General features: G+C 64.2%; 23 protein-coding genes and 1 pseudogene. 11 read left to right on the top strand and 13 right to left on the bottom strand.

Annotation, left to right across the window (positions count from 1 at the left end):
• From IVB46_RS06500 to fliL, 5 genes are all read right to left on the bottom strand, one after another.
• A complete protein-coding gene (locus IVB46_RS06500; protein ID WP_247309230.1) occupies nucleotides 1-198 on the bottom strand; it encodes a hypothetical protein in 198 nt (65 codons plus the stop codon).
• 660 nt (nucleotides 199-858) lie between these two features.
• Nucleotides 859-1,620 (bottom strand): hypothetical protein, encoded by a 762-nt coding sequence (locus IVB46_RS06495; RefSeq protein WP_014494009.1) that lies wholly within the window; start codon nucleotides 1,618-1,620, stop codon nucleotides 859-861.
• A 9-nt stretch (nucleotides 1,621-1,629) separates the two neighbouring features.
• Nucleotides 1,630-2,076 (bottom strand): DUF6468 domain-containing protein, encoded by a 447-nt coding sequence (locus IVB46_RS06490; protein WP_063982280.1) that lies wholly within the window; start codon nucleotides 2,074-2,076, stop codon nucleotides 1,630-1,632.
• On the bottom strand, nucleotides 2,073-3,275 hold the full coding sequence (fliM, locus tag IVB46_RS06485; protein ID WP_063982279.1) for a flagellar motor switch protein FliM: 1,203 nt from the start codon (nucleotides 3,273-3,275) through the stop codon (nucleotides 2,073-2,075). The genes IVB46_RS06490 and fliM overlap by 4 nt, the downstream gene beginning before the upstream one ends.
• Before the next feature lie 19 nt (nucleotides 3,276-3,294).
• Entirely contained in the window at nucleotides 3,295-3,795 is a 501-nt protein-coding gene (gene fliL, locus IVB46_RS06480) for a flagellar basal body-associated protein FliL (RefSeq protein WP_247309228.1), read from the bottom strand.
• A gap of 381 nt (nucleotides 3,796-4,176) precedes the next feature.
• Between fliL and flgF the strand changes: the two genes are divergently transcribed.
• The 4 genes from flgF to flgH are packed head-to-tail and all read left to right on the top strand — an operon-like array spanning nucleotide 4,177 to nucleotide 7,663.
• Complete coding sequence (flgF, locus tag IVB46_RS06475) at nucleotides 4,177-4,938, top strand: flagellar basal-body rod protein FlgF (RefSeq protein ID WP_247309226.1); 762 nt, start codon at nucleotides 4,177-4,179, stop codon at nucleotides 4,936-4,938.
• A gap of 16 nt (nucleotides 4,939-4,954) precedes the next feature.
• Complete coding sequence (flgG, locus tag IVB46_RS06470) at nucleotides 4,955-5,743, top strand: flagellar basal-body rod protein FlgG (RefSeq protein ID WP_014494004.1); 789 nt, start codon at nucleotides 4,955-4,957, stop codon at nucleotides 5,741-5,743.
• A gap of 9 nt (nucleotides 5,744-5,752) precedes the next feature.
• A complete protein-coding gene (flgA, locus tag IVB46_RS06465) occupies nucleotides 5,753-6,895 on the top strand; it encodes a flagellar basal body P-ring formation chaperone FlgA (RefSeq protein WP_247309224.1) in 1,143 nt (380 codons plus the stop codon).
• A gap of 3 nt (nucleotides 6,896-6,898) precedes the next feature.
• Complete coding sequence (gene flgH, locus IVB46_RS06460) at nucleotides 6,899-7,663, top strand: flagellar basal body L-ring protein FlgH (protein ID WP_063982276.1); 765 nt, start codon at nucleotides 6,899-6,901, stop codon at nucleotides 7,661-7,663.
• 147 nt (nucleotides 7,664-7,810) lie between these two features.
• Here flgH and IVB46_RS06455 read toward each other — a convergent pair whose 3' ends face one another.
• Together IVB46_RS06455 and IVB46_RS06450 are read right to left on the bottom strand one after the other, a co-directional pair.
• Nucleotides 7,811-8,590, bottom strand: coding sequence for a fumarylacetoacetate hydrolase family protein (locus tag IVB46_RS06455; protein WP_247309222.1), 780 nt, complete (start codon nucleotides 8,588-8,590; stop codon nucleotides 7,811-7,813).
• Nucleotides 8,591-8,687: 97 nt separating this feature from the next.
• On the bottom strand, nucleotides 8,688-9,716 hold the full coding sequence (locus IVB46_RS06450) for an aldehyde reductase (RefSeq protein WP_247309220.1): 1,029 nt from the start codon (nucleotides 9,714-9,716) through the stop codon (nucleotides 8,688-8,690).
• Between the two features lie 93 nt (nucleotides 9,717-9,809).
• Between IVB46_RS06450 and IVB46_RS06445 the strand changes: the two are divergent.
• Nucleotides 9,810-10,207: pseudogene (locus tag IVB46_RS06445) on the top strand (helix-turn-helix domain-containing protein).
• Nucleotides 10,208-10,504: 297 nt separating this feature from the next.
• Here IVB46_RS06445 and dksA read toward each other — a convergent pair.
• Nucleotides 10,505-10,870: an RNA polymerase-binding protein DksA gene (dksA, locus tag IVB46_RS06440; protein ID WP_008554760.1), complete on the bottom strand. Its 366-nt coding sequence runs from the start codon at nucleotides 10,868-10,870 to the stop codon at nucleotides 10,505-10,507.
• Between the two features lie 213 nt (nucleotides 10,871-11,083).
• Nucleotides 11,084-11,695: an NAD(P)-dependent oxidoreductase gene (locus IVB46_RS06435; protein WP_247309218.1), complete on the bottom strand. Its 612-nt coding sequence runs from the start codon at nucleotides 11,693-11,695 to the stop codon at nucleotides 11,084-11,086.
• Between the two features lie 164 nt (nucleotides 11,696-11,859).
• Between IVB46_RS06435 and IVB46_RS06430 the strand changes: the two genes are divergently transcribed.
• Complete coding sequence (locus tag IVB46_RS06430; RefSeq protein ID WP_028148515.1) at nucleotides 11,860-12,231, top strand: helix-turn-helix domain-containing protein; 372 nt, start codon at nucleotides 11,860-11,862, stop codon at nucleotides 12,229-12,231.
• Nucleotides 12,232-12,234: 3 nt separating this feature from the next.
• Here the strand turns inward: IVB46_RS06430 and IVB46_RS06425 are convergent, their stop codons facing one another.
• Nucleotides 12,235-12,648: a flagellar assembly protein FliX gene (locus IVB46_RS06425; RefSeq protein WP_247309216.1), complete on the bottom strand. Its 414-nt coding sequence runs from the start codon at nucleotides 12,646-12,648 to the stop codon at nucleotides 12,235-12,237.
• A gap of 270 nt (nucleotides 12,649-12,918) precedes the next feature.
• Here IVB46_RS06425 and IVB46_RS06420 point away from each other — a divergent pair, with 270 nt between their 5' ends.
• The 4 genes from IVB46_RS06420 (at nucleotide 12,919) to IVB46_RS06405 (ending at nucleotide 15,441) form a co-directional block, all read left to right on the top strand.
• On the top strand, nucleotides 12,919-14,043 hold the full coding sequence (locus IVB46_RS06420) for a flagellar basal body P-ring protein FlgI (RefSeq protein WP_028148517.1): 1,125 nt from the start codon (nucleotides 12,919-12,921) through the stop codon (nucleotides 14,041-14,043).
• Complete coding sequence (gene flgJ, locus IVB46_RS06415) at nucleotides 14,043-14,411, top strand: flagellar assembly peptidoglycan hydrolase FlgJ (protein WP_247309208.1); 369 nt, start codon at nucleotides 14,043-14,045, stop codon at nucleotides 14,409-14,411. The genes IVB46_RS06420 and flgJ overlap by 1 nt, the downstream gene beginning before the upstream one ends.
• Before the next feature lie 11 nt (nucleotides 14,412-14,422).
• A complete protein-coding gene (locus IVB46_RS06410; protein WP_247309207.1) occupies nucleotides 14,423-14,920 on the top strand; it encodes a hypothetical protein in 498 nt (165 codons plus the stop codon).
• 158 nt (nucleotides 14,921-15,078) lie between these two features.
• Entirely contained in the window at nucleotides 15,079-15,441 is a 363-nt protein-coding gene (locus IVB46_RS06405) for a hypothetical protein (RefSeq protein WP_028148520.1), read from the top strand.
• A 53-nt stretch (nucleotides 15,442-15,494) separates the two neighbouring features.
• Here the strand turns inward: IVB46_RS06405 and flaF are convergent, their stop codons facing one another.
• From flaF to IVB46_RS06390, 3 genes are all read right to left on the bottom strand, one after another.
• Complete coding sequence (gene flaF / locus IVB46_RS06400) at nucleotides 15,495-15,863, bottom strand: flagellar biosynthesis regulator FlaF (RefSeq protein WP_014493991.1); 369 nt, start codon at nucleotides 15,861-15,863, stop codon at nucleotides 15,495-15,497.
• Between the two features lie 290 nt (nucleotides 15,864-16,153).
• The gene (locus tag IVB46_RS06395; protein ID WP_071912196.1) at nucleotides 16,154-17,761 is read right to left on the bottom strand and encodes a flagellin; all 1,608 of its coding nucleotides are present in this window, start codon (nucleotides 17,759-17,761) and stop codon (nucleotides 16,154-16,156) included.
• A gap of 243 nt (nucleotides 17,762-18,004) precedes the next feature.
• Complete coding sequence (locus tag IVB46_RS06390) at nucleotides 18,005-19,609, bottom strand: flagellin (protein WP_247309206.1); 1,605 nt, start codon at nucleotides 19,607-19,609, stop codon at nucleotides 18,005-18,007.
• Between the two features lie 323 nt (nucleotides 19,610-19,932).
• On the opposite strand from IVB46_RS06390, the gene flbT reads away from it, so the two are divergent.
• Nucleotides 19,933-20,358, top strand: a complete 426-nt coding sequence (gene flbT / locus IVB46_RS06385) for a flagellar biosynthesis repressor FlbT (protein WP_063982266.1) — start codon at nucleotides 19,933-19,935, stop codon at nucleotides 20,356-20,358.
• Nucleotides 20,359-20,420: the final 62 nt, after the last annotated feature.

The following is a 20,420-nucleotide window of genomic DNA, read 5'->3' as shown; positions in this document are numbered from 1 at the left end:
TCAGTGTTGTTTCCCCGTGCCATCCGATGCGGCGGAGCTGTCCCGATCGGGACAAGCATCGTCAATGTCGCCATCCTCTTCTTGCGGCGGCAATGCATGCTGATGGTCAAGCGCGGATGTCCAGGCCAACGTCATCGCCGCGATGAGCAGCCGATTGACGGCTTCGATTGCGCGTTCTGCTACGGACGAGTAATTCATGGCTTCCGCCCGCACGGCTGATTGCCGATGGCGGGAGCCTAGGACGAACTCTCCAGCACCACTGTACTCCAGTTCACAGTTGCACGCGTCAACTCATCGCAGCCTCAGAAGATGCCGCTTGCTTCAGCTGCACCTGCAACGCGAGCCGACGAGCTTCCTGCGGCAAAGACATCAAGCTCGCGATCACCCCACTCCCCGGCGCGTTTGATCTGCGTACTTGGTTGCCGAGTAGGCTCGCACAACCTCAGAGGTGTTGCGGTCCATCAACGACTCTGAATCAAATGTAATCATTGCGATGCGAATGCGATTGGTCAACTTTTTTGGGGGAGCAATCAATGAGCGGAGAAGCCAACTGCATTGTATGTAGCCAGGCAAGAGCGGTCGTAGCCGTCTTTCCAATTGCGCGGGGCTATGCACTAAAGGTATACGAGTGTTCCTGCTGCCACAGCACCCTTCATCTCGTGACTCGCACGACGAAGGCTGCGCTGATCAGGCAGCACTGCGAGACCCTCCTTCCCGTCGAGAAGCCGCTGAGCGCGACGGGTCCCAGGGTTCAACAGCGGTTCGCGAACTAGACACGCAAGGCGTCCAGCCGCGTACAGGCCGAACGACCGCGCGATTGCGCGCAGGCTGCCGCAGCGCGCCGCGCCTCCGGAGCCTTCAATTCGGCTTTTGCGTCGGCTTGCCGTCGATCTTGGGGAGGTCACCGGCCGCGGCCGATTGATCGCCGCCGCCATTGGCCCGGCGGGCCATCTCGACCGTCAGCCGCTCGGCGGCCTCCGGCGACATCACTCCCATGATGTCCGACATCTTTCGCGGCGCGATCTGCGAGGCGATCTCGATCAGCACGCCCATCTCGAGCCGGTCGAACACCCGCGCGGCATCCTTGGGCTTCATGCCCTCATACATGGTCACGAGGCCCTTCATGCGCTGGGCCTCGGCGGCCTTCTGCTCGGCCTGGGTCGCGGAGATGCGGGATTCCACCGCCTTCATCTCCTCGACCTTGTTTTCGATGCGCTTCTCGGCCGACTTCAGCAGGCTCTCGCGGATGTCGATCTCTCGCTGGCGGGACTCGATCTCCTGGCGGCGTGCCTGCAAGCGCTCCAGGATCGCGCGCTCGGAGGCCGAGACCTGCGGCTGGGCCTCGTCCATCTTGACCACGGTGCCCTCGGGCTTGGTCTCGGGCGCGGCGGGCTTCGGCGCCTCCTTCGGCGCGCCGTGGGTAGATCCCGTGATATCGGGGTCTTCCCGCCCCGTCGGAAAGTTCAGATTCTCCTGCGCCCAGGATTTCTTGATCTGGCTCGGCTGGTAGTCGAAGACATAGCCGCCATTGATCACGAGGCCCACGACCTTGAGCGTGGCGAGCCCTGCGACGGCGACCAGGACGACTGGAATGACGCGGATGTTACGAAAGGATTTCATACCCTGACTTTATGCCGCAAGGCCGTTGGATCGTCGGCGCTCGGAGAAGGCTTCGGCCGCAGCCGCCACCGCCTTCGCCGATGAGGGCTTGGCCGCGGGCACCGCGGCCGCTTCCGGGCTCGCCGCAGGGCGCGCGGCGATCGCAATCTTGGACAGGCGCCGCACCACGTTGTCGGCTTCGCCGAGCTGCTTGTAGAGCTGGTCCGACATCTGCGTCGCCGCCGCCAGCTGGCTGCCGAGGTTCTCGTTGACGTCGCGCACGGCGAGCTTCAGCCCGCCGATCGCGCGCTCGGCGATCTCGGTGGCGGTGATCAGCTCGCCGATGACCGCCTTCAGCGAATGCTCGTCCGCCTTCAGCCGCGTCAGCCGCTTGTTGAGCATGACACAGTAAACGATGGTCAGCATCAGCAGGATAGCCACCAGCGTCTCGATCGCCATTCCCAGGGAGTGGTTCATGGGGCCTCCATCATCTTGTTCTGCTCGTCCACCTTCTCGAACATCGCAAGTGTCGTACTTGGCTTGCGCAGGGGTTTCGTCACCCGTATCGCGACGCGGTCGCCGACCCGGCCCATCCGCCCCTCGGTCAGAGTGACGTCGCCGCAACGCACGGTCACGTTGGCATCCGCGCGCATGTCGAGCGGCAGGGTGTCGCCGACCTTGAGCCGCATCAGCTGCTTGAGCGGGATTTCGGCCTCGTAGAGCACGGCATCGACCGCGATCTCGGCCTGGTTGATCTCGGTGGCGAAATGGCCCTCCCAGATCGTGTCGCGGCCGAATTTTTCGCCCATGAACATCTGGAGCAGGACGCCCCGGATCGGCTCGATGGTCGCGTAAGGCAGCAGCAGCTCGATATTACCGCCGCGATCTTCCATGTCGATGCGCAGGCGCACCAGGATCGCGGCGTTGGCGGGACGGCTGATCGCGGCGAAGCGCGGATTGGTCTCGAGCCGGTCGATCGTGAAGGTCACCGGCGACAGCGGCCGGAACGCCTGCTCGGCGTCGACCAGTACCACCTCGACCAGCCGCTTGACCAGCTCGGTCTCGATCGTGGTGTAGGGCCGGCCCTCGATGCGGAGCTGGCTGGCGCCGCGGCGACCGCCGAGCAGCACGTCGATCATCGAATAGATCAGGCTGGAATCGACCACCGCCATGCCGAAGTTTTCCCACTCCTCGGCCTTGAACACCGAGAGAACGGCCGGCAGCGGGATCGAGTTCATGTAGTCGCCGAAGCGCACCGAGGTGATGCGGTCGAGCGAGACCTCGACGTTGTCGGAGGTGAAATTGCGCAAGGAGGTCGTCAGCAGCCGCACCAGGCGGTCGAAGACGATTTCGAGCATCGGCAGACGCTCGTAGGAGACCATCGCTGAATCGATGATCGCGCGAATGCCGGAATGGTCGTCGAGCGTGACGTCGCCGACCGCGAAGCCGAGAAGATTGTCGATCTCCTCCTGCGACAGCACCCGCTCGCCGGAATTCTTGCCGGCGCCGAGATCGCGGCTGCCGTCCTCGACCATGGCCGCCCATTGCAGGGCCATGGTCTCGGATAGTTCGTTTGCGGCAGCAGCCTTCGCGGCCTCCGCGGGATCCTCGGAATCAAGCGAGGCCTCCCATTGGGCGGCAATTGCATCCTGGTCTGGTTGGTCGGTGCCTGCCATGATCCCTAGCCCGTCATGCTCACTGGATCACGACTTCCTTGAACAGCACCGCGCTGACCTGGATCGGGGAAACCGCCGCATTGACGCGCTTGGTCAGCTCTTCCTTGAGGCGGAAGACGCCGGCGGAGCCGTTGAGGTCGGAGGAGCGCAGCTCGCGCACATAGGTCTGGAAGATGTCGGTGATGCGCGGCATCGTCGGCTTGATCGCCTCGATCTGCTTCTCTTCCTTCAGCTCCAGCACGACCTTGAGCTTGAGATATTGCACGCGCTCGCCGGGCGCGCCGGCGAGGTTGACCATGATGTCGGGCACGTCGACGAAGGCCGGCGGCTTCGGCGGCGGCGCCGCCTCGGCGTGATGCTCGTCGTCGCCATGACGGAAGAAGAAGAACCAGGTCGCGGCACCGCCACCGAGGACGGCGAGCAGACCGACGGCCATGATGATGAGCTTGAGCTTGTTCTTCGGCGGAGCGGCTTCCGCGCCTTCGGCGGCTGCGCCGCCTTCCGCTTCATTGTCTGCCATGGTCGATAGGCTCGCTCATCTCATAAAGGGTCGAAAGAGCGAAGCCTCCTGGCAGACAGTGACGCGATACAAATGCCCCAGCGCAGTGCGCTCCTCTTACACGCAAACGCTACGGTAATAATGGTTAACGGAATCTTTCGATTGGGCCTCCACTAGGAAAAATCTGCCGGGCAAACATGGCTAACAGAACCTTTCTGCCGCCTTCCCGCACCCCTCAAAAATCGACAAAACATTGAAATTACATATTTTTTCGAGTTGGCACGGCTTTCGCTGAGAGAGGACCGAGGCCGGAGGGTTTGGGAGAACCCGGCGGTCTTGTTCACGGGTCGGCCAAGGCGCTTGGGAGAGCGAGGTGGCGGGCTCACTCAGGGGAGATTTCCGATGCAGAACGCGCTTCTGATCGGCTTGTCACGGCAGATGACGTTGGAACGGCAGATGGATGTCATCGCCAACAACGTCGCCAATGCCAACACCAACGGCTTCAAGGCCGACCATTCGCTGTTCGAGGAATTTCTCAACTCGAACGCGCGTGAGGACAATTTCATCGCGTCCGACCGCCGGGTCTCCTATGTGCAGGACCGCGGCACCTTCCGCGACGTCGGCCAGGGGCCGATGGAGCCGACCAACAACCCGCTCGACATGGCGATCGACGGCAACGCGTTCTTCGCGGTGCAGGCCAATGGCGGCGAACGCTACACCCGCGACGGCAAATTCTCGCTCAACAGCACCGGCCAGCTCGTCACCTCCGACGGCAACCTCGTGCTCGGCACTGGCGGCCCGATCACCTTCCAGCCCACCGACCACGACATCAATGTCGCACCCGACGGCACCGTCACGGTACTCGAGGGCACCGCCAAGACCGACTCGATCCGCGGCAAGATCCGCATGGCTGCGTTCGACGATGCGGCGAAGCTGACCAAGCTCGGCGCCAACCTCTACGACGTCGGCTCCGCGACCCCGCAGGCCATCACCAAGTCGACCGTGCGCCAGGGCTACGTCGAGAAGTCCAACGTGAACTCGGTCGGCGAGATGAGCCGCATGGTCGAGGTCATGCGCAGCTACACCGCCATCGCCAACCTGCTTCAGCAGCAGAGCGACCTCCACAAATCGGCGATCGAGAAGCTCGCCGACGTTCCGGCCTGATTAGGGGATCACTGACATGCAAGCGCTCCACACCGCTGCGACCGGAATGGCGGCCCAGGAACTCAACGTCCAGGTCATCTCCAACAACATCGCCAACCTGCGCACCACCGGTTTCAAGAAGCAGACGGCGGCGTTCCAGGACCTGATCTACGAGCACGTCCGCCGCGTCGGCGCGCAGGCCTCGGACCAGGGCACCATCGTGCCTGTCGGCGTCGACATCGGCGGCGGCGTCAAGACCGTCGGCACGCCGCGCAGCATGACGCAGGGCACGCTGTCGCAGACCGGCAACGATCTCGACCTCGCGATCTCGGGCGAAGGCTTCTTCAAGATCCTGATGCCCGACGGCACCTTCCAGTACACCCGCGACGGCACCTTCCAGATGGACAACCAGGGCCGCGTCGTCACCGCGCAGGGCAACCCGGTGCAGCCGACCATCACCATCCCGAACAACGCCTCCGGCCTCGCCGTCAACGAGCAGGGCCAGGTCTCGGTGACGCTGCCGGGTTCGTCGACGTCGGCCGTTCAGGGCCAGATCGGCGTGACCCGCTTCATCAACAAGGCGGGCCTCCAGCCCGTCGGCAACAATCAGTTCGTCGAGACGCCCTCTTCCGGCCCGCCGCAGGACGGCACCGCGAACTCCGAAGGCTACGGCAAGGTCACGCAGGGCAGCCTGGAGCAGGCCAATGTCGACGTCGTCTCGGAGATGAGCGACCTGATCGCCGCGCAGCGCGCCTACGAGATGAACGCCAAGGTCATCAGCGCCGCCGACCAGATGATGCAATCGACCACGGCGTTGTTCCGCTGAGGTATGACGATGATCCGCACCACCCTCGCCACGATCTCCGCTCTCCTGCTGCTGGCGCTGCCGGCGCAGGCCGCCGACGATTTCATCGCAGCGCCGACGCTGCGCGCGAGCGTCACCGTGACCTCGGACGTGGTGCGGGTCGGCGACCTCATCGACAATGCCGGCTCGGCCGCGCTGATCCCGGTCTACCGCTCGCCCGATCTCGGCACCACCGGCGCGCTGCCGGTCGCGCATGTGCTGTCGGTGCTGCGCGCAAAACAGGTCATCGGCGTGATGACCGGCGACATCAAGGAAGTCCAGGTCACCCGCCTCGCCCGCACGCTCGCCAACAAGGACCTCGAAACCGCGGTGGCCTCGGCGCTCGAGCGCCGCTTCGGCCTTGGGGAAGCCGCCAACATCGCCGTCACGTTCGACCGCGGCGTCGCCGACATGCGGCTCGACGCCTCCAACAGCGGTGCGCTCCAGCCAGTCGCAACCCGCTATGACGCCCGCAACGGCCGTTTCGACATCGCCTTCGAGATCAACAACGACAACAATCCGACGCCGACCAAGCTGCGCTTCACCGGCACCGCGATCGAGACGGTGGAAGTGGCCGTGCTGACGCGCGACATCGACCGCGCCGATCTCCTGAAGTCCTCCGACATCGCGCTGGAGCGCCGGCCCAAGGCCGAAATCACCGGCGAGCCCGCCTCGCGCGATCGCACGCTCGGCATGCAGCTGCGCCGGCCGATGCGGGCGGGCATGCCGATCCGCGTCGCCGACATCGTCAAGCCCGACTTCGTGTCGCGCGACCAGAGCGTCACCGTCATCTACCAGGTCCCCGGGATCTACCTCACCACGCGCGGCAAGGCGCTCGAAAGCGGCGCCGAGGGCGACACCGTCAGCGTGCTCAATCTCCAGACCAAGCGCACGCTGGCAGGCATTGTCACCGGTCGCGGCCAGGTGACGATCCAGGGCGCGAGCCAGTCCGCGCCGATGGCGCCCGCGGTCGAGCAGACCTCCTCGCTCAAGCGCGACGAAACGCCTACCCCCGCGGCCGCTGCTGCTGCGCTCGCACAGAGCCTGATCCAGGCCCCCGCGTCTCCGGCTCAGATCGCCCAAGCCCATATTCCGCAAGTTCGCGTCCCGCAAGCTCCAGCCAAGTCAGAGTAAGTCATGTCCAGGTTCAGTTCGGCTTCCCGCCTTCGTCGCGTCGCGATCTCTGGTCTGCTGCTGGCAGTTTGCGCGCTGGCGAGCGGCTGCTCCTCGATCGACCGCCTGTCGCAGATCGGCGAGCAACCGAAATTGTCGGCGATCGACAATCCGACGACGCAGCCCGGCTACAAGCCGGTGCAGATGCCGATGCCGAAGCCGGAAGTCGCCTCCTACAATCCGAACTCATTGTGGCGCAACGGCAGCCGCGCCTTCTTCAAGGACCAGCGCGCGACCCATGTCGGCGACCTCCTGACCGTGACCGTGAACATCACCGACAAGGCCAACATCGCCAACGAGACCCAGCGCAGCCGAACCGCCAAGGAGGATTCGGGGATTACCGATTTCATCGGCAGCAAGACGGTCACGCAGCCGCTCAAGATCCTGCCCGGCCGCCTTCTCACCACCGACTCGACATCCTCCGCCGACGGCAAGGGCTCGGTCAATCGCACGGAGGCCTTGCAGACCAACGTCGCCGCGGTCGTGACCCAGGTGCTGCCGAACGGCAACCTCGTCGTCGAAGGCAAGCAGGAGATCCGCGTCAACTACGAGATCCGCGAGCTCATCGTCGCCGGCATCGTCCGCCCCGAAGACATCCAGAGCGACAACACCATCGATTCCAGCAAGATCGCACAGGCCCGCATCGCCTATGGCGGCCGCGGCCAGATCACGGACGTGCAGCAGCCGCGCTACGGTCAGCAGGTCATGGACGTGCTGTTGCCCTTCTAAGCCTCTCCCGAGCTCCCACATCGTGTTCGCGAACCTAGGCGCGAACGACGATGTACTACGCGGCCCTCGCTAGCTCCCCTGGCGAGGGCCGCATGTATTTTGTAAAGCCGATTGGTACGACTGACGGCGGGGATTGCCGTAGCAGCCTCAAGTAAACTCCGCCTCGACCGTCCCCAGCCCGTCCAGCTCCATCCGCACCTTGTCGCCGGCCTTCAGCCACAGCGTTTTCACCAGGCTGCCCGTCAGCACGAGTTGCCCCGCGTGCAGACCCTTGCCTTCGGCGGCGAGGTGGTTGGCGAGCCAGGCGAGTGCGTTGTGGGGATGGCCGAGCACGTCGGCGCCGGTGCCGTGGCTGACCTCTTCGCCATTGACGATGGCGCGGCCCTTGACCGCCTTCAGATCCGGCACCGACGAGCGCGGCACCGCCTCACCCAGCACGCAGCCGGCGGCGAAGAAATCGTCGGCGATCAACGTCGGCGCACCCATCGACTCCCACTTCACATAGCGGTCGTCGACGATCTCGATCGCGGGATGATAGAACTCAACGGCCTCGCCGACCCATTCGGCCGTGAACGGCGCCTCGCCGGCGGCGAGGTCGCGCTTCAATCGCACCGCGATCTCGCACTCGACGCCGACACGGACATAGTCGGCAGCCGCGAGCTTGGCCCCGCTCTCGTACACGCCCTTCTGGAACACGCTGCCGCCGCAGGGATGCGGGATGCCGATATAGTCCTGCATCACCTGACTGGTGCAGCCGATCTTGTAGCCGACCAGCGGCCCGACATGCGGCAACAGGAGATCGTGCAGCGCGCGCTGGACCTGATAGCCCTCGGCTTCGTCAGCCGGCGGATGGTCCAGGGCTGCGAGCGGCGCACGGTTACGGCGCGCGAGTGCAATCGCCTTTGCGGCTTTGAGAATCTTGTCCATTGGCGCCGGCTCCCACGCTACGCAATTGAGGTCGGCACTTCAGCATCCCCGCCGCGGCGTGACAAGCGCGGGCCAAGGGACGGCCCACGGGGCGCCCTCAGCGCTTCACGAGGCCGAGCCGGATCAGGCTTTCGGCCGTCGCGAGGATCGCCTCGTCGTTGGAACGGGCCTGCCAGCCAAGCAGCGACCTCGCCTTGGCGCTGGTGGAATGCCGAACCCTCCCAAGCATCGGCACGACCGCGCGCAGCAGCGGAATCCGGTTCGCGGCCAGCCGCACCAGCCAGTCCGGGGCCTGGAGCCGCGGAACCCGGCGCGCCCTGGGTCCGAGTTCCCGCCGCAGCACCCTGGCGATATCGAGGATCGACATCGTCTCGCCGGAGACCGCGATGAAGCGCTCGCCCCTGGCCTCCGGCGCCGTCATCGCGCGCAGGTGCAAATCGGCCACGTCGCGCACGTCGACCACGCCGAAATAGACCCGCGGCACCGCCGGCATGGCGCCGTCGAGCAGCGATTTGACGATCTCGATCGAGCCGGAGAAGTCCGGCCCCAGTACGGGGCCAAAAATGCCGGCGGGATTGACGACGGACAATTCGAGCCCGCCGCCCTCGCGCGCAATGAAATCCCAGGCCGCCCGCTCGGCCAGCATCTTGGATTTGATGTAGGGCTGCACGTCGGCGCCGTCGAGATTGGTCCAGTCGGTCTCGTCGAACGGCCTGTCGCGCGCCGGATGGCCATAGCCGATCGCGCCCAGCGACGAGGTCACGACGGCCCGCCTGACGCCGGCCTCGCGTGCGGCACGCAGCACCCGCAGCGTGCCGTCGCGGGCCGGGATGATCATCTCGTTCTCGTCCTTGGGAACACTGGTCGACAATGGCGAGGCGACATGGAGCACGTAATCGCAGCCGGCGACGGCCTCGCGCCAGCCGTCGTCCGCGGTGAGATCGGCGGTGAAAAAGGACAGGCTTTCGGGCGACGCAGCCCCGCCCTCGCGCAACATCGCCAGCACGTCGGCCTGCCGGTCCGGGCGGCGCACCGTGGTCCGCACCTGATGGCCGGCGGCCAGAAGCTGCAGGACAACATGGATGCCGACGAAGCCGGACCCGCCGGTGACCAGAACAATGCTCATTGCCGAATTCCCCTCCTTGCGCAGGCGGGCGAATTGGTTCCGCCACCCTGCTCAAGGCCGCATCTGGTCACTATCTCCCGGGGAACAAGTAGAATGGATTTCGAGACCGGTATGGAAAACCTGACCATCGTTTGCGACGGCGACTGCGATTGCAACCCCGACCCTGCCCTGCTCGCCGACTTCAAGCGGGCCATTCATGCGCTTGGCGGCAAGTGGAAGCTGGAGATCCTGTTCGCGCTGACAAACGGCGCCGTTCGCTTCGGTGGTTGCGGCGAGCGATCGGCGGCATCACCCAGCACATGCTGACCACGCAGCTGCGCGAGCTTGAGCAGGACGGCCTGGTGTCGCGAACCGTCTTCGCGGAGAAACCGTTGAGGGTCGAGTACGAGTTGACGGATGCGGCCTACGGCCTGTTGCCGGCGTTTAAGGAAATATTGAGCTGGTCCAGGCTTTATGGCGATGCGCGCCTTGTGGCGTCGCAGCAAGCCTGATTGCAGCCAAGCCTGATTGCAGCGATGTGTGAGGCTGCCGGATCGTTGCCTCAGCATTCGAGTCGATCTCGTTGATGCGACTCGCAAAACCTCCCGCACCTGAAGTGAAGGCTGTTTCTCATCGGAACTTACGTGAGCTCGGAGGAAGTGACTCCAGCCCATTGATCGTGATTCACTTTTCACGATCGCGCCTGCGCTGATGCGCGTCACGGCAAGCGGCAGACAAAATGCTGATCACGGCGCTCAAGCAGCACCGTGCGTCCAAAAACAAAGAGCCGCATCGCTGCGGCTCGGACTCTATTCGTCGCGGTAGACCTTCTCGCGTTTCTCGTGGCGCTCCTGCGCTTCCACCGAGAGCGTCGCGATGGGCCGGGCTTCGAGCCGCTTCAGAGAGATCGGCTCGCCGGTGTCCTCGCAATAGCCGTAGGTGTTGTCCTCGATACGCTGGAGCGCGGCGTCGATCTTGGCGATCAACTTGCGCTGGCGGTCGCGGGCGCGGAGTTCGATGGCGCGGTCGGTTTCGGACGATGCCCGATCGGCGAGATCGGGGTGGTTCACGTTCTCCTCCTGCAGAGCCTGCAGCGTGAGCTTGGACTCTTTGAGGATCTCATCCTTCCAGGCGAGGAGCTTCAAACGGAAGTACTCCTTCTGCCGGTCGTTCATGAAAGGCTCTTTTTCGGTCGGTCGGTAGTTTTTCAACTTTTCCAAGGGCGGCCTATCTGTCTAAGCAACGACTCGCAACGGAACGGGGTCCGTTAAGCCGGGCTTATATAGCGGCCTCCTGTGACAGACAATATTTCCCTGATCGTTCGGTTAGCGCCCCCAAGCCCTTGCACAGGAAGGTTTATCCTGGAGAACCCGGGGGCGGCCGAAGGCCTAGTAACCGACCGTGAAACGCTGCCTCGGATGGGCCGGTCGCTCGATCTCGTCGGCGAGCGCAATGGCGTAGTCGGCGAAGCTGATCCAGCTTTTCCCGTTCGCATCTGCGAGAAGCTGATCGGTCCCGAGCCGGAACTTGCCGGTTCGCTCGCCCTCGATGAAGAGGGCCGACGGCGAGATGAAGGTCCAGTTCAGGTCCTTTTCCTGTCGCAGCAGGTCAAGGAAAGCCCCGCCCGCCTCCGCTTCGGCCTTGTATTGGGCTGGAAAACCGGGGGTTGTAACCAGTTTGACGCCGGGAGCGACTTCCAGGCTGCCGGCACCGCCGACAACGAGGTAGCGACCAACGCCGGACGCCTTCGCCGCGCCGATCAGCTTGAGCGGGTCGCTGGCCAGGAAGTGCACGGAACTCACGGCGACGTCGTGCCCGGCCCACAGCCTGGCAAGGCCGGCCTGGTCGAGCACGTCGCCCTTGGTGGACGTGACGTTCGGCAGGGTCGCGATCTTCTCGGGGTTCCGGGCGATCGCCGTGACCGCATGGCCGCGGCGCGACAGTTCCTTGGTGATCTCCGACCCGGCCCGGCCCGAGGCGCCGGCGACTGCGATTTTCATGGAAGGCTCCTTTGCTTCTTTTGGTAACTAACAGTTACTAGATATCGCAAAGGATGCTGGTGTTAAGAGAGCACTTTGTGCTTACCTGATTACGCAAGAGTAACCGGGACCCGTCACCGGCGCGCGAGCCGGCAAGGGGCCAAACGGATCGTGAGGAGTTGACGATGAAGCCAGACGTCTATGCAGCGAACTGCCCCACGCGCCAGATCCTCGACCGCGTCGGCGACAAATGGGCGGTGCTGATCCTGCTGCTGCTGCGCGAGGAGCCGATGCGCTTCAATCAGTTGCGCCGAACGATTGAAGGCATTTCGCAGAAGATGTTGAGCCAGGTTCTCAAGTCGCTCGAGCGCGACGGCCTGATCAAGCGTCACGCCATCGCAACCGTACCGGTGACGGTGGAGTATTCGATCACGCAGCTCGGGGTGACGCTCGCGGCCGCCGTCGATCCCCTGCGCGATTGGGCCGAGCAGAATCTGAAGGACGTGCTCGCCGCCCAGCGCCGCTACGACGCGCAGCAGAAGGATGAAGCGGCGTAGGCGCTACGCCTGCCCGGCCTTTGCCAGTTCGACCTCGACGCGCAGCTCGATTTCGGAGAGCAAGGAATCGAGGCGGGGATCGCCCGAGGACGATTTCAGGTTCGCCGCGGCATCGCGCAGCCGCATCACGGTCGAGGCGTCGAGATTGCCGGACAGTAGTCCCATCTTGAGATCGTCGAGCACGTCGAGCGCGGTCCTGCCGCGGGCGACCGAGCGCTTGCGGCGCTCGACCGGATCTTCCTCGATGCCCTGCAGCGCGAGCAGCCCGTCGATGTTCGCGGCGGCCTTCGGTGCGGCAGCGCCCCGCGTCTCCTGAGCCGACGAGGTGTCGGGCAGCACGAAGGTGCCGGAGCTCGTCCGCCTGGCCTGGCTGGCCGGCGTACCAAGCGTGGTGCCGTTCGGTCCGTAGATGCGCATCGCAGGAATCCGGGTGATCGATGCCGTTACCTTCGCCGTCTTATGGTTAACGGCGCGTAAACGGCCCGGCAAAATCTGCCGAGAGGCGGCAGTTTCGCTCCTCAGGGAGAACGCTCCCTGACACCGGTGGAAACAGGTTTATTCAACCTATTCAATCGCGTAACCCCGCTGCCCCGCGTTGGCACAGCACTCGCAAGGAAAGCGTCGGACCAGCTCGTCATGGGAGTGTCGAGGATGGTCCGAGATGTGAGGAGCCTCGGGGAGCAGAGGATGCCAGGCGTTCGTTGGGTGAGGATTGTTGGGGTGGCCTGCGCCGCGCTGTCAGCGCTGGCGCTCTCGGTCACGTCCGCAAGCGCGACGTCGCGCATCAAGGACCTCGCCAATATCGAGGGCGTGCGGCAGAACCAGCTCATCGGCTACGGCCTCGTCGTCGGCCTCAACGGCACCGGCGATACGCTCAACAACATCCCATTCACCAAGCAGTCGCTGCAAGCGATGCTCGAGCGCATGGGCGTCAACATCCGCGGCGCCACCATCCGCACCGGCAACGTCGCCGCCGTGATGGTCACGGGCAATCTGCCGGCCTTCGCCACCCAGGGCACGCGCATGGACGTCACCGTCTCCGCGCTGGGCGACGCCAAGGATCTGCGCGGCGGCACCCTGCTGGTCACGCCCCTGCTCGGCGCCGACGGCAATGTCTACGCGGTCGGACAGGGCTCGCTCGCGATCTCCGGCTTCCAGGCCGAAGGCGAAGCCGCGAAAATCGTGCGCGGCGTTCCGACCGTCGGCCGCATCGCCAACGGCGCCATCATCGAGCGCGAGATCGAGTTCGCGCTCAATCGGCTACCGAACGTGCGGCTTGCGCTGCGAAACGCCGACTTCACCACCGCCAAGCGGATCGCGGCCGCGATCAACGACTATCTCGGCGTCAAGACCGCGGAGCCGATCGATCCCTCGACGGTGCAGCTTTCGATCCCGCCGGAGTTCAAGGGCAACGTCGTCGCCTTCCTCACCGAGATCGAGCAGCTCCAGGTCGATCCTGATCTCGCCGCCAAGATCGTCATCGACGAACGCAGCGGCATCATCGTGATGGGCCGCGACGTTCGCGTCGCCACCGTCGCGGTGGCGCAAGGCAACCTCACCGTTACCATCTCCGAGAGCCCGCAGGTCAGCCAGCCCAACCCGCTGTCACGCGGGCGCACGGTGGTCACGCCGCGCACCGGCGTTAGCGTCGTCGAGGACGGCAAGAAGTTCGCCGTCGTCAAGGACGGCGTCTCGCTTCAGCAGCTCGTCGACGGCCTCAACGGCCTCGGCATCGGCCCGCGCGACCTCATCAGCATCCTCCAGGCGATCAAGGCCGCCGGCGCGATCGAAGCCGACATCGAGGTGATGTGATGCAGACCAGCATGATCAATACCCCGCACGTCGTCACCTCCCCGGCCTTCTCGGTGGAAAGCCGCAACGGCCGGCCCGACTTCGAGCTCGCCGCCGCGTTGCAGAAGGTCTCGCCGCAGCAGCAGTCGAAGGCGCAGAAGACCGCCACCGATTTCGAGGCGATGTTCCTCAACAGCATGTTCTCGCAGATGACCTCGGGCCTGAAGGGCGAAGGCCCGTTCGGCGACACCCCGGGCACCGGCGTGTGGCGTTCGATGCTGACCGAGCAATATTCCAAGAACTTCGCCAAGGCCGGCGGTGTCGGCGTCGCCACAGAAGTCTACCGCACCCTCATCATGCAGCAGGCGAAAACGATCCGCACGGCATAAGGTCAACCGAGATGAACCACTTCAACGCCTCACGTCAGCCGGCGCAAGCGCAGCGCCCCAACACCGCCCCCGGCAACACCGAGGCGCGCAAGGTCGCCGAGCAGCTGATGGATGCGATGAACGCCCTGCTCGGACTGGTCGAGCGCGAGACCGAGCTCGTTCGCGCCGGCCAGGTCCGCGAAGCGATGACGCTCGAGAGCAAGAAGCAGGAGCTGTCGCGAAACTATGTCAGCGCCGTCAGCGAATTGAAGACGAACCAGGCCCAGCTCGCGAAATCCGCGCCCGAGCTGCTCTCGACGCTGCATCGGCACCACGATGCGTTCCGCGCGATGCTCCAGGTCAATCTCACCGTGCTCGCGACCGCACACGCCGTCTCCGAGAGCGTGGTGCGCGGCGTCAACGCCGAGATCCAGAAGCGCAACGTGCCGAATACCTACACGGCGGCGGGACGCCGCGCGGCTCCGGGCCCACGCCACATCACCCCGCTCGCGGTCAGCCGCTCGCTCTGAGCGCGCGCAAAACTCCCTGCAATTTTACGAAAAACCGCGCGGCGATATCGTCGCGCGGTTAGGCACGTTTGCTTACCCGGTCTTCAATCCTGGTGTTCCATGGTTGCGTATTGAGAGGGGTTGGGATTTGACTCAGACAAGGCAACCAGGAGGCTGCCATGAGTACAGATTTCAGCATCAGGCCGGTGGGGATACCGGCCCCCGTGCAGATCATAACGACGTCCAATGCGGCGGCGAACGAGGCCGTGCAAACTGATTTGCCGGTGAGCCAGACGGTCGCCGCGAGCGATACGAGCGCGGCTGCGCGCAATGATTTGCAGAGCACCAACGACAGCGTTTCACGCCAGGTCGTTTTCAACCAGCCCGCCGCGTCCTTCGTGTTCCAGGTCGTGAACGAAAGGACCGATGCGGTTGTCGATCAGTTTCCGGATGAAGCGATGCTGCGGCGGCGCGCCTATTTCCACGCACTGGACATGAAGTCCGAGCCCCCGCGTCCACTCAGCACCGATCGCAGCGCCTGACGTTCACGCCGCGGGTCGCGACGGCCGTATCGAGGTCGTTCGAATCGGTCGCGTTACGACCGTCCCGAAAGACCGGCGGCGATGTTGCGATTGATCTCGATCAGCGGGCGGAAGTGATCGAGCTGCGGGCTCATCAGCAGCGCTGCAGTCTGGCTCAGCACGAACACGCTGATGTTGGCGATCCTCTGCCGAACGTCGAGCGGCTGCGGATTGGTGTCGCGCATCGCCTCGCTCAGGAAGATGGTCCAGAGCTTGCGGTTGAACATCAACGCCTGCGTCGTCTGCTCGTTGAAGGGATCGGCGCTGTTGATGGCGTCCTGCAGCTTGTTGGCGGCCTTCAGGAGCGTCTGCGCCTCGATATCGCGAGGAGACGCAGTGGTCGTGGCTACACGCGCGTAGGCCGAAGCAGCAGAACTCGACATCGATCACCCTGGAGGTTTCCTCGCCCGTTGTACAGGCTTAAGGATTTCTTTCCCGACCCTAGGCAGCACCGCTTAAGATTTGCTTACGTGAGAGTGCGGACGATCTCCGGACAATTACGGGTCGCGGCATCCACCTTCACCTCAAGGCTAAATCCGAGTGCGCGCACTGTAAACGATTGCATCCATCATGCGCTGATCTGAGCTAATCGACAGTTAGCGATCTCGCTCAAAACAACGGCGAAGCCTAGGCTTCGCCGTTGAATGATTCATCGTGTACGTCAGCGTCGCGCTTAGCGGAGGAGCTGAAGCACGCTCTGCTGCGACTGGTTGGCGAGCGACAGCGCGGAGACTGCGATCGACTGACGCGTCGAGAGCGCCTGGCTGTTGGCCGCTTCCTCGTTGGTGTCCGCAAGCGTCAGGCTCGACGAGCCGGTCTGCAGCACGTTGATCAGGTTCTTGCTGAAGTCCTGACGGATCTGCACGATCGAGAGGTTCGAACCGAGCGTCGACGCCTCGGCACGCAGCGTGGTGCTTGCCGAGTTGAGCGAAGTCAGAATGGCGTTCGCCGATTTCGAGTCCAGGAAATCAACGCCCGAGGTCAAGGGAGCAAGGTTGAGGCCGGCGTCGTTGAAGGTGACGCCCTGAATGTTCAGCGTCGAACGCCCGGTTTCGTTGAACACGAGCTTGAGCGTATCGCCGTTCAGCAGATTCACGCCGTTGTAGGAAGAGTCCTGCGCCGTGGTGTTGATTTGCGCGAGCACGTTGTTGTACTGCCCGACCAGATTGGCGCGCGTGGCTTGCGAATCCGGGTCGACGGTGGGCGCCTGCGCGATCAGGCCATAGAAGGGCTGGCCGCTCGCCGCGGCCGTGCCGCCGATTGCGCCGATCGTCGAGGACGCCGAGTCGTTGGAGGTCACGATGTTGAGATGACCGGTCGTGTCGATCGTCGCCTGCAGGTTGTTCGCCGCCAGCGCCGCGTTGAGCTGATTGAGCGTGGAAACCTGCCCGACGCCGGCACCGAAGGTGATGCTGGTGGCGGTGCCGCCGCCGGTCGGACCGATCGTCAACGTCTTGCCGCTGAGCGGGGGCGGAACGCGGGCGGTGGTGCCGGCAGTGAGGCCGAGCGCCGTGAGCACGTTGCCCGAGCCGGAGATCGCCAGATCCTGGCTCGTGCCGGTGCTGAGCACGAGCTTGCCGCCGGAAACTGTCGAGGCCGTGCCCGTACCCGTGATGCCGTCGATCGCGCTCAGTACCGACTGCACCGTGAGTGTGCTGCCCGCACCGATGCCGATCGTGACGTTGCCGAACGAGTCGGTGGTCGAGGTGGTTTGCGCGGTCGAGAAGGTGATCGTCTTGCCGTCGACAGTCAGGACCGAACCGTTGGTGATGGTCGTACCGAGATCGTCCGAACCTGCACCGGCGGTACCGACCAGCTTGGTCGCGCCCGTGATCGGCGCCGCGCCGCTCGTATCGTCATTGTTGACGACGGTGCCGGTGACCGTGTTGTTGGTGTATGCCGTGCCCAGCAGGTTGTTGGCGGTCGCACCGGGGACCGCGGCCGACGTCACGTTGGATTTGGGCGAGTACCCCGTCGGGCTCTGCAGTACCTGGCTGGCGATCGATTTGGCGCTGTCGACCAGCTTTTGCAGCGAGGTGATGCCGGTGTTGGCGGCCTGCAGCACCTGCACGCCGTTGCTGATGCCATCCAGGAGATTGCTGATGTCGCTGGCGCGATTGTCGAGCCCCTGTGCGGTGAAGAAGTTGGTGGGGTTATCAAGCGCCGTGTTCACCTTCTTGCCGGTCGAAAGGCGTCCTTGCGTGGTAGCGAGCAGGTCGGCTGTCGACTGCAGCGACAACAGGTTCTGGCGGACTGATGCCGAGAGAACGATGTTGGACATTGGCAGATCTTCCTCTTGGAGCGCGACGCGTACGGATCGGAGCCCGCCGGTCTGGCAAATGGGCTTTTGTCTAGTTCTAGACGCACTCCTTTAAATTAAGGTTAATGGCGGCTTAAGCCACAGGGTTAACAAGGTATTAACCGGTCAGGGTTCCCTGAAACCCGGCTTACGCCGCATCACGCGCAAAAAACGGCGGGGCAAAAGCCCCGCCGTAATGCCTTGTTTGACGATTTTCGCCGCGTATCAGCGCAGGAGCTGCAACACGCTCTGCTGCGACTGGTTGGCCAGCGACAGCGCCGAGACCGCGATCGACTGGCGGGTCGACAGCGCCTGGCTGTTGGCCGCTTCCTCGTTGGTGTCGGCCAGCGTCAGGTTGGACGAACCGGTCTGCAGGACGTTGATCAGGTTCTTGTTGAAGTCCTGGCGGATCTGCACGACCGACAGGTTCGAACCCAGCGTCGATGCTTCCGAACGCAGCGTGCTGCTGGCGGCATTGAGCGTGGTCAGGACCTTGTTGGCCGAGGCGTTGTCCAGGAAGTCGGTGCCCGAGGCGAGGGTCGAGATGTTGAGACCCGCGGTGTTGAAGGTCACACCGGTGATGCTCAGCGTCGACTTGCCGGTTTCGTTGAACGTCAGCTTCAGCGTGTCGCCGTTGAGCAGGTTGACGCCGTTGAAGGAGGCATCCTGCGCGGTCGTGTTGATCTGCGCGAGCACGTTGTTGTACTGCGCAACCAGGCCAGCACGCTGGGTCTGCGAGGTCGGATCGGCAACCGGAGCCCCGATGGCAACGCTGTGGAACGGACCGGTGGCGGTAAAGGCCGAGCCGCCGAGCGTGCCGATCGTCGAGGAGGCCGCGTCGTTCGTCGTCGTGATGGAGATCACGCCGGTCGAGTCGATCGAGGCCTGCAGGTTGTTGGCCGCCAGCGCCGAATTGAGCCCGTTCAGCGTGTTGACCTGGCCAGCGCCGGTGCCGAAGGTGATGCTGCTCGCGGTGCCGCCACCGGTGGCGGCGATCGTCAGCGTCTGGCCCGAGATGGCGGGCGGGACGCGGGCGGTCGTGCCGGCGGTGAGACCGAGCGCGGCGAGCACGTTGCCCGAACCCGCGATCGTGAGATCCGAGGTCGTGCCGGTGCTCAGCGTGAGCTTACCAGCCGCGACGGTCGAGGCGGTGCCGGTGCCGGTGATGCCGTCGATCGCGCTCAGCACGCTCTGCACCGTCAAGGTGCTGCCCGTGCCAATGCCGATGGTGACGTTGCCGGCGGTGTCGGTGGTCGAAGTGGTCTGCGCGGTCGAGAACGTGATGTTCTTGCCGTTGACCGTCAGGACCGAGCCGTTGGTGATGGCCGTAGCAAGGTCGTCGGACGTCGCGCCCGCGGTGCCAACCAGCTGGGTGGAAGCGGTGATGTTGACCGCAGTGCCGGTGTTGTCGTTCAGCACGGCGGTGCCGGCGACGGTGCTGTTGGTATAAGCGGTACCCAGCAGGTTGCTGGCGGTCGCGCCGGTGATGGCGGTCGAGGTCACGGTCGACTTGGTGGAGTAGCCCGTCGGGCTCTGCAGCACCTGGTTGGCGATCGACTTGGCGCTGTCCACCAGCTTCTGCAGCGAGGTGATGCCGGTGTTGGCTGCCTGGAGAACCTGAACGCCGTTGCCGATGCCATCGAGCAGATTGCCGATGTCGCTGGCGCGGTTATCAAGGCCCTGGGCGGTGAAGAAGTTGGTGGGATTATCCAGAGCCGAGTTCACCTTGCGGCCAGTCGACAGACGGGACTGGGTGGTGGCGAGGAGGTCAGCGGTGGACTGGAGGGAGAGCAGGTTCTGACGAACCGAAGCGGAGAGAACGACGGACATACTGTTACCTTTCTGGTAGCTACGCGTCCTATCTGACCATAATTGATCAGACGACCGCCGGACCGTGCGTCCAAGCCTCTAACAATCCGTGAAATGAAACCCGCACTTTTTTCGCCGCGACGCCGGAAGCCCCCTTCGAGGCCGCGGCCGACGGCAGGACATGCCGCTATCGGCCTTGAAATTGTTGCATTTTCCGTCCCCGACGCCGTCGTTTACGACCTGTTAACCATGTTGCGCAAGGATCGGCTCCAAATCACGAACGACCGCCCTCATCGCACGAACGCCGCGACGGATCGTTGTAAAAGGGTTGATGGAGAACAGGCATGGCTCTCAAGGTTGAGCTCAAACCGCATGAACGCATCATCGTCGGCAATTCGGTGATCACCAACACCGACCAGCGCGCCCGCCTCCTGATCGACGGCGAGAACGTGCCGATCCTGCGCGAGCGCGACATCCTCACGCCGGAGACCGCCGACACGCCGGCCAAGCTCGTCTATCTCGCGGTCCAGCTCATGTACATCTCGCCGGATCCGCAGAGCCAGCACGGCACCTACTTCAACCTGGTGCGCGACATCGTCACCGCGGTGCCGAGCGCCTGGCCGATCATCGAAAGCATCAACAACAACATCATGAGCGGCGATCTCTACCGGGCGCTGAAGGATGCCCGCAAGCTGATCGCCTATGAAGAGAAGCTGCGGGACCAGTACCAAGCGACGCATCCCAAGGGCGACGTCAGCTCGGCCGCCTGATCGGCACGCATCAGCCTGCCCAAACGACAACGGCCCCGGATCATCTCCGGGGCCGTTGTCGT

Source organism: Bradyrhizobium sp. 61 (assembly GCF_023073075.1).
GTDB classification, from domain to species: domain Bacteria; phylum Pseudomonadota; class Alphaproteobacteria; order Rhizobiales; family Xanthobacteraceae; genus Bradyrhizobium; species Bradyrhizobium barranii.
This window is presented reverse-complemented; position numbering and strand designations above follow the sequence as displayed.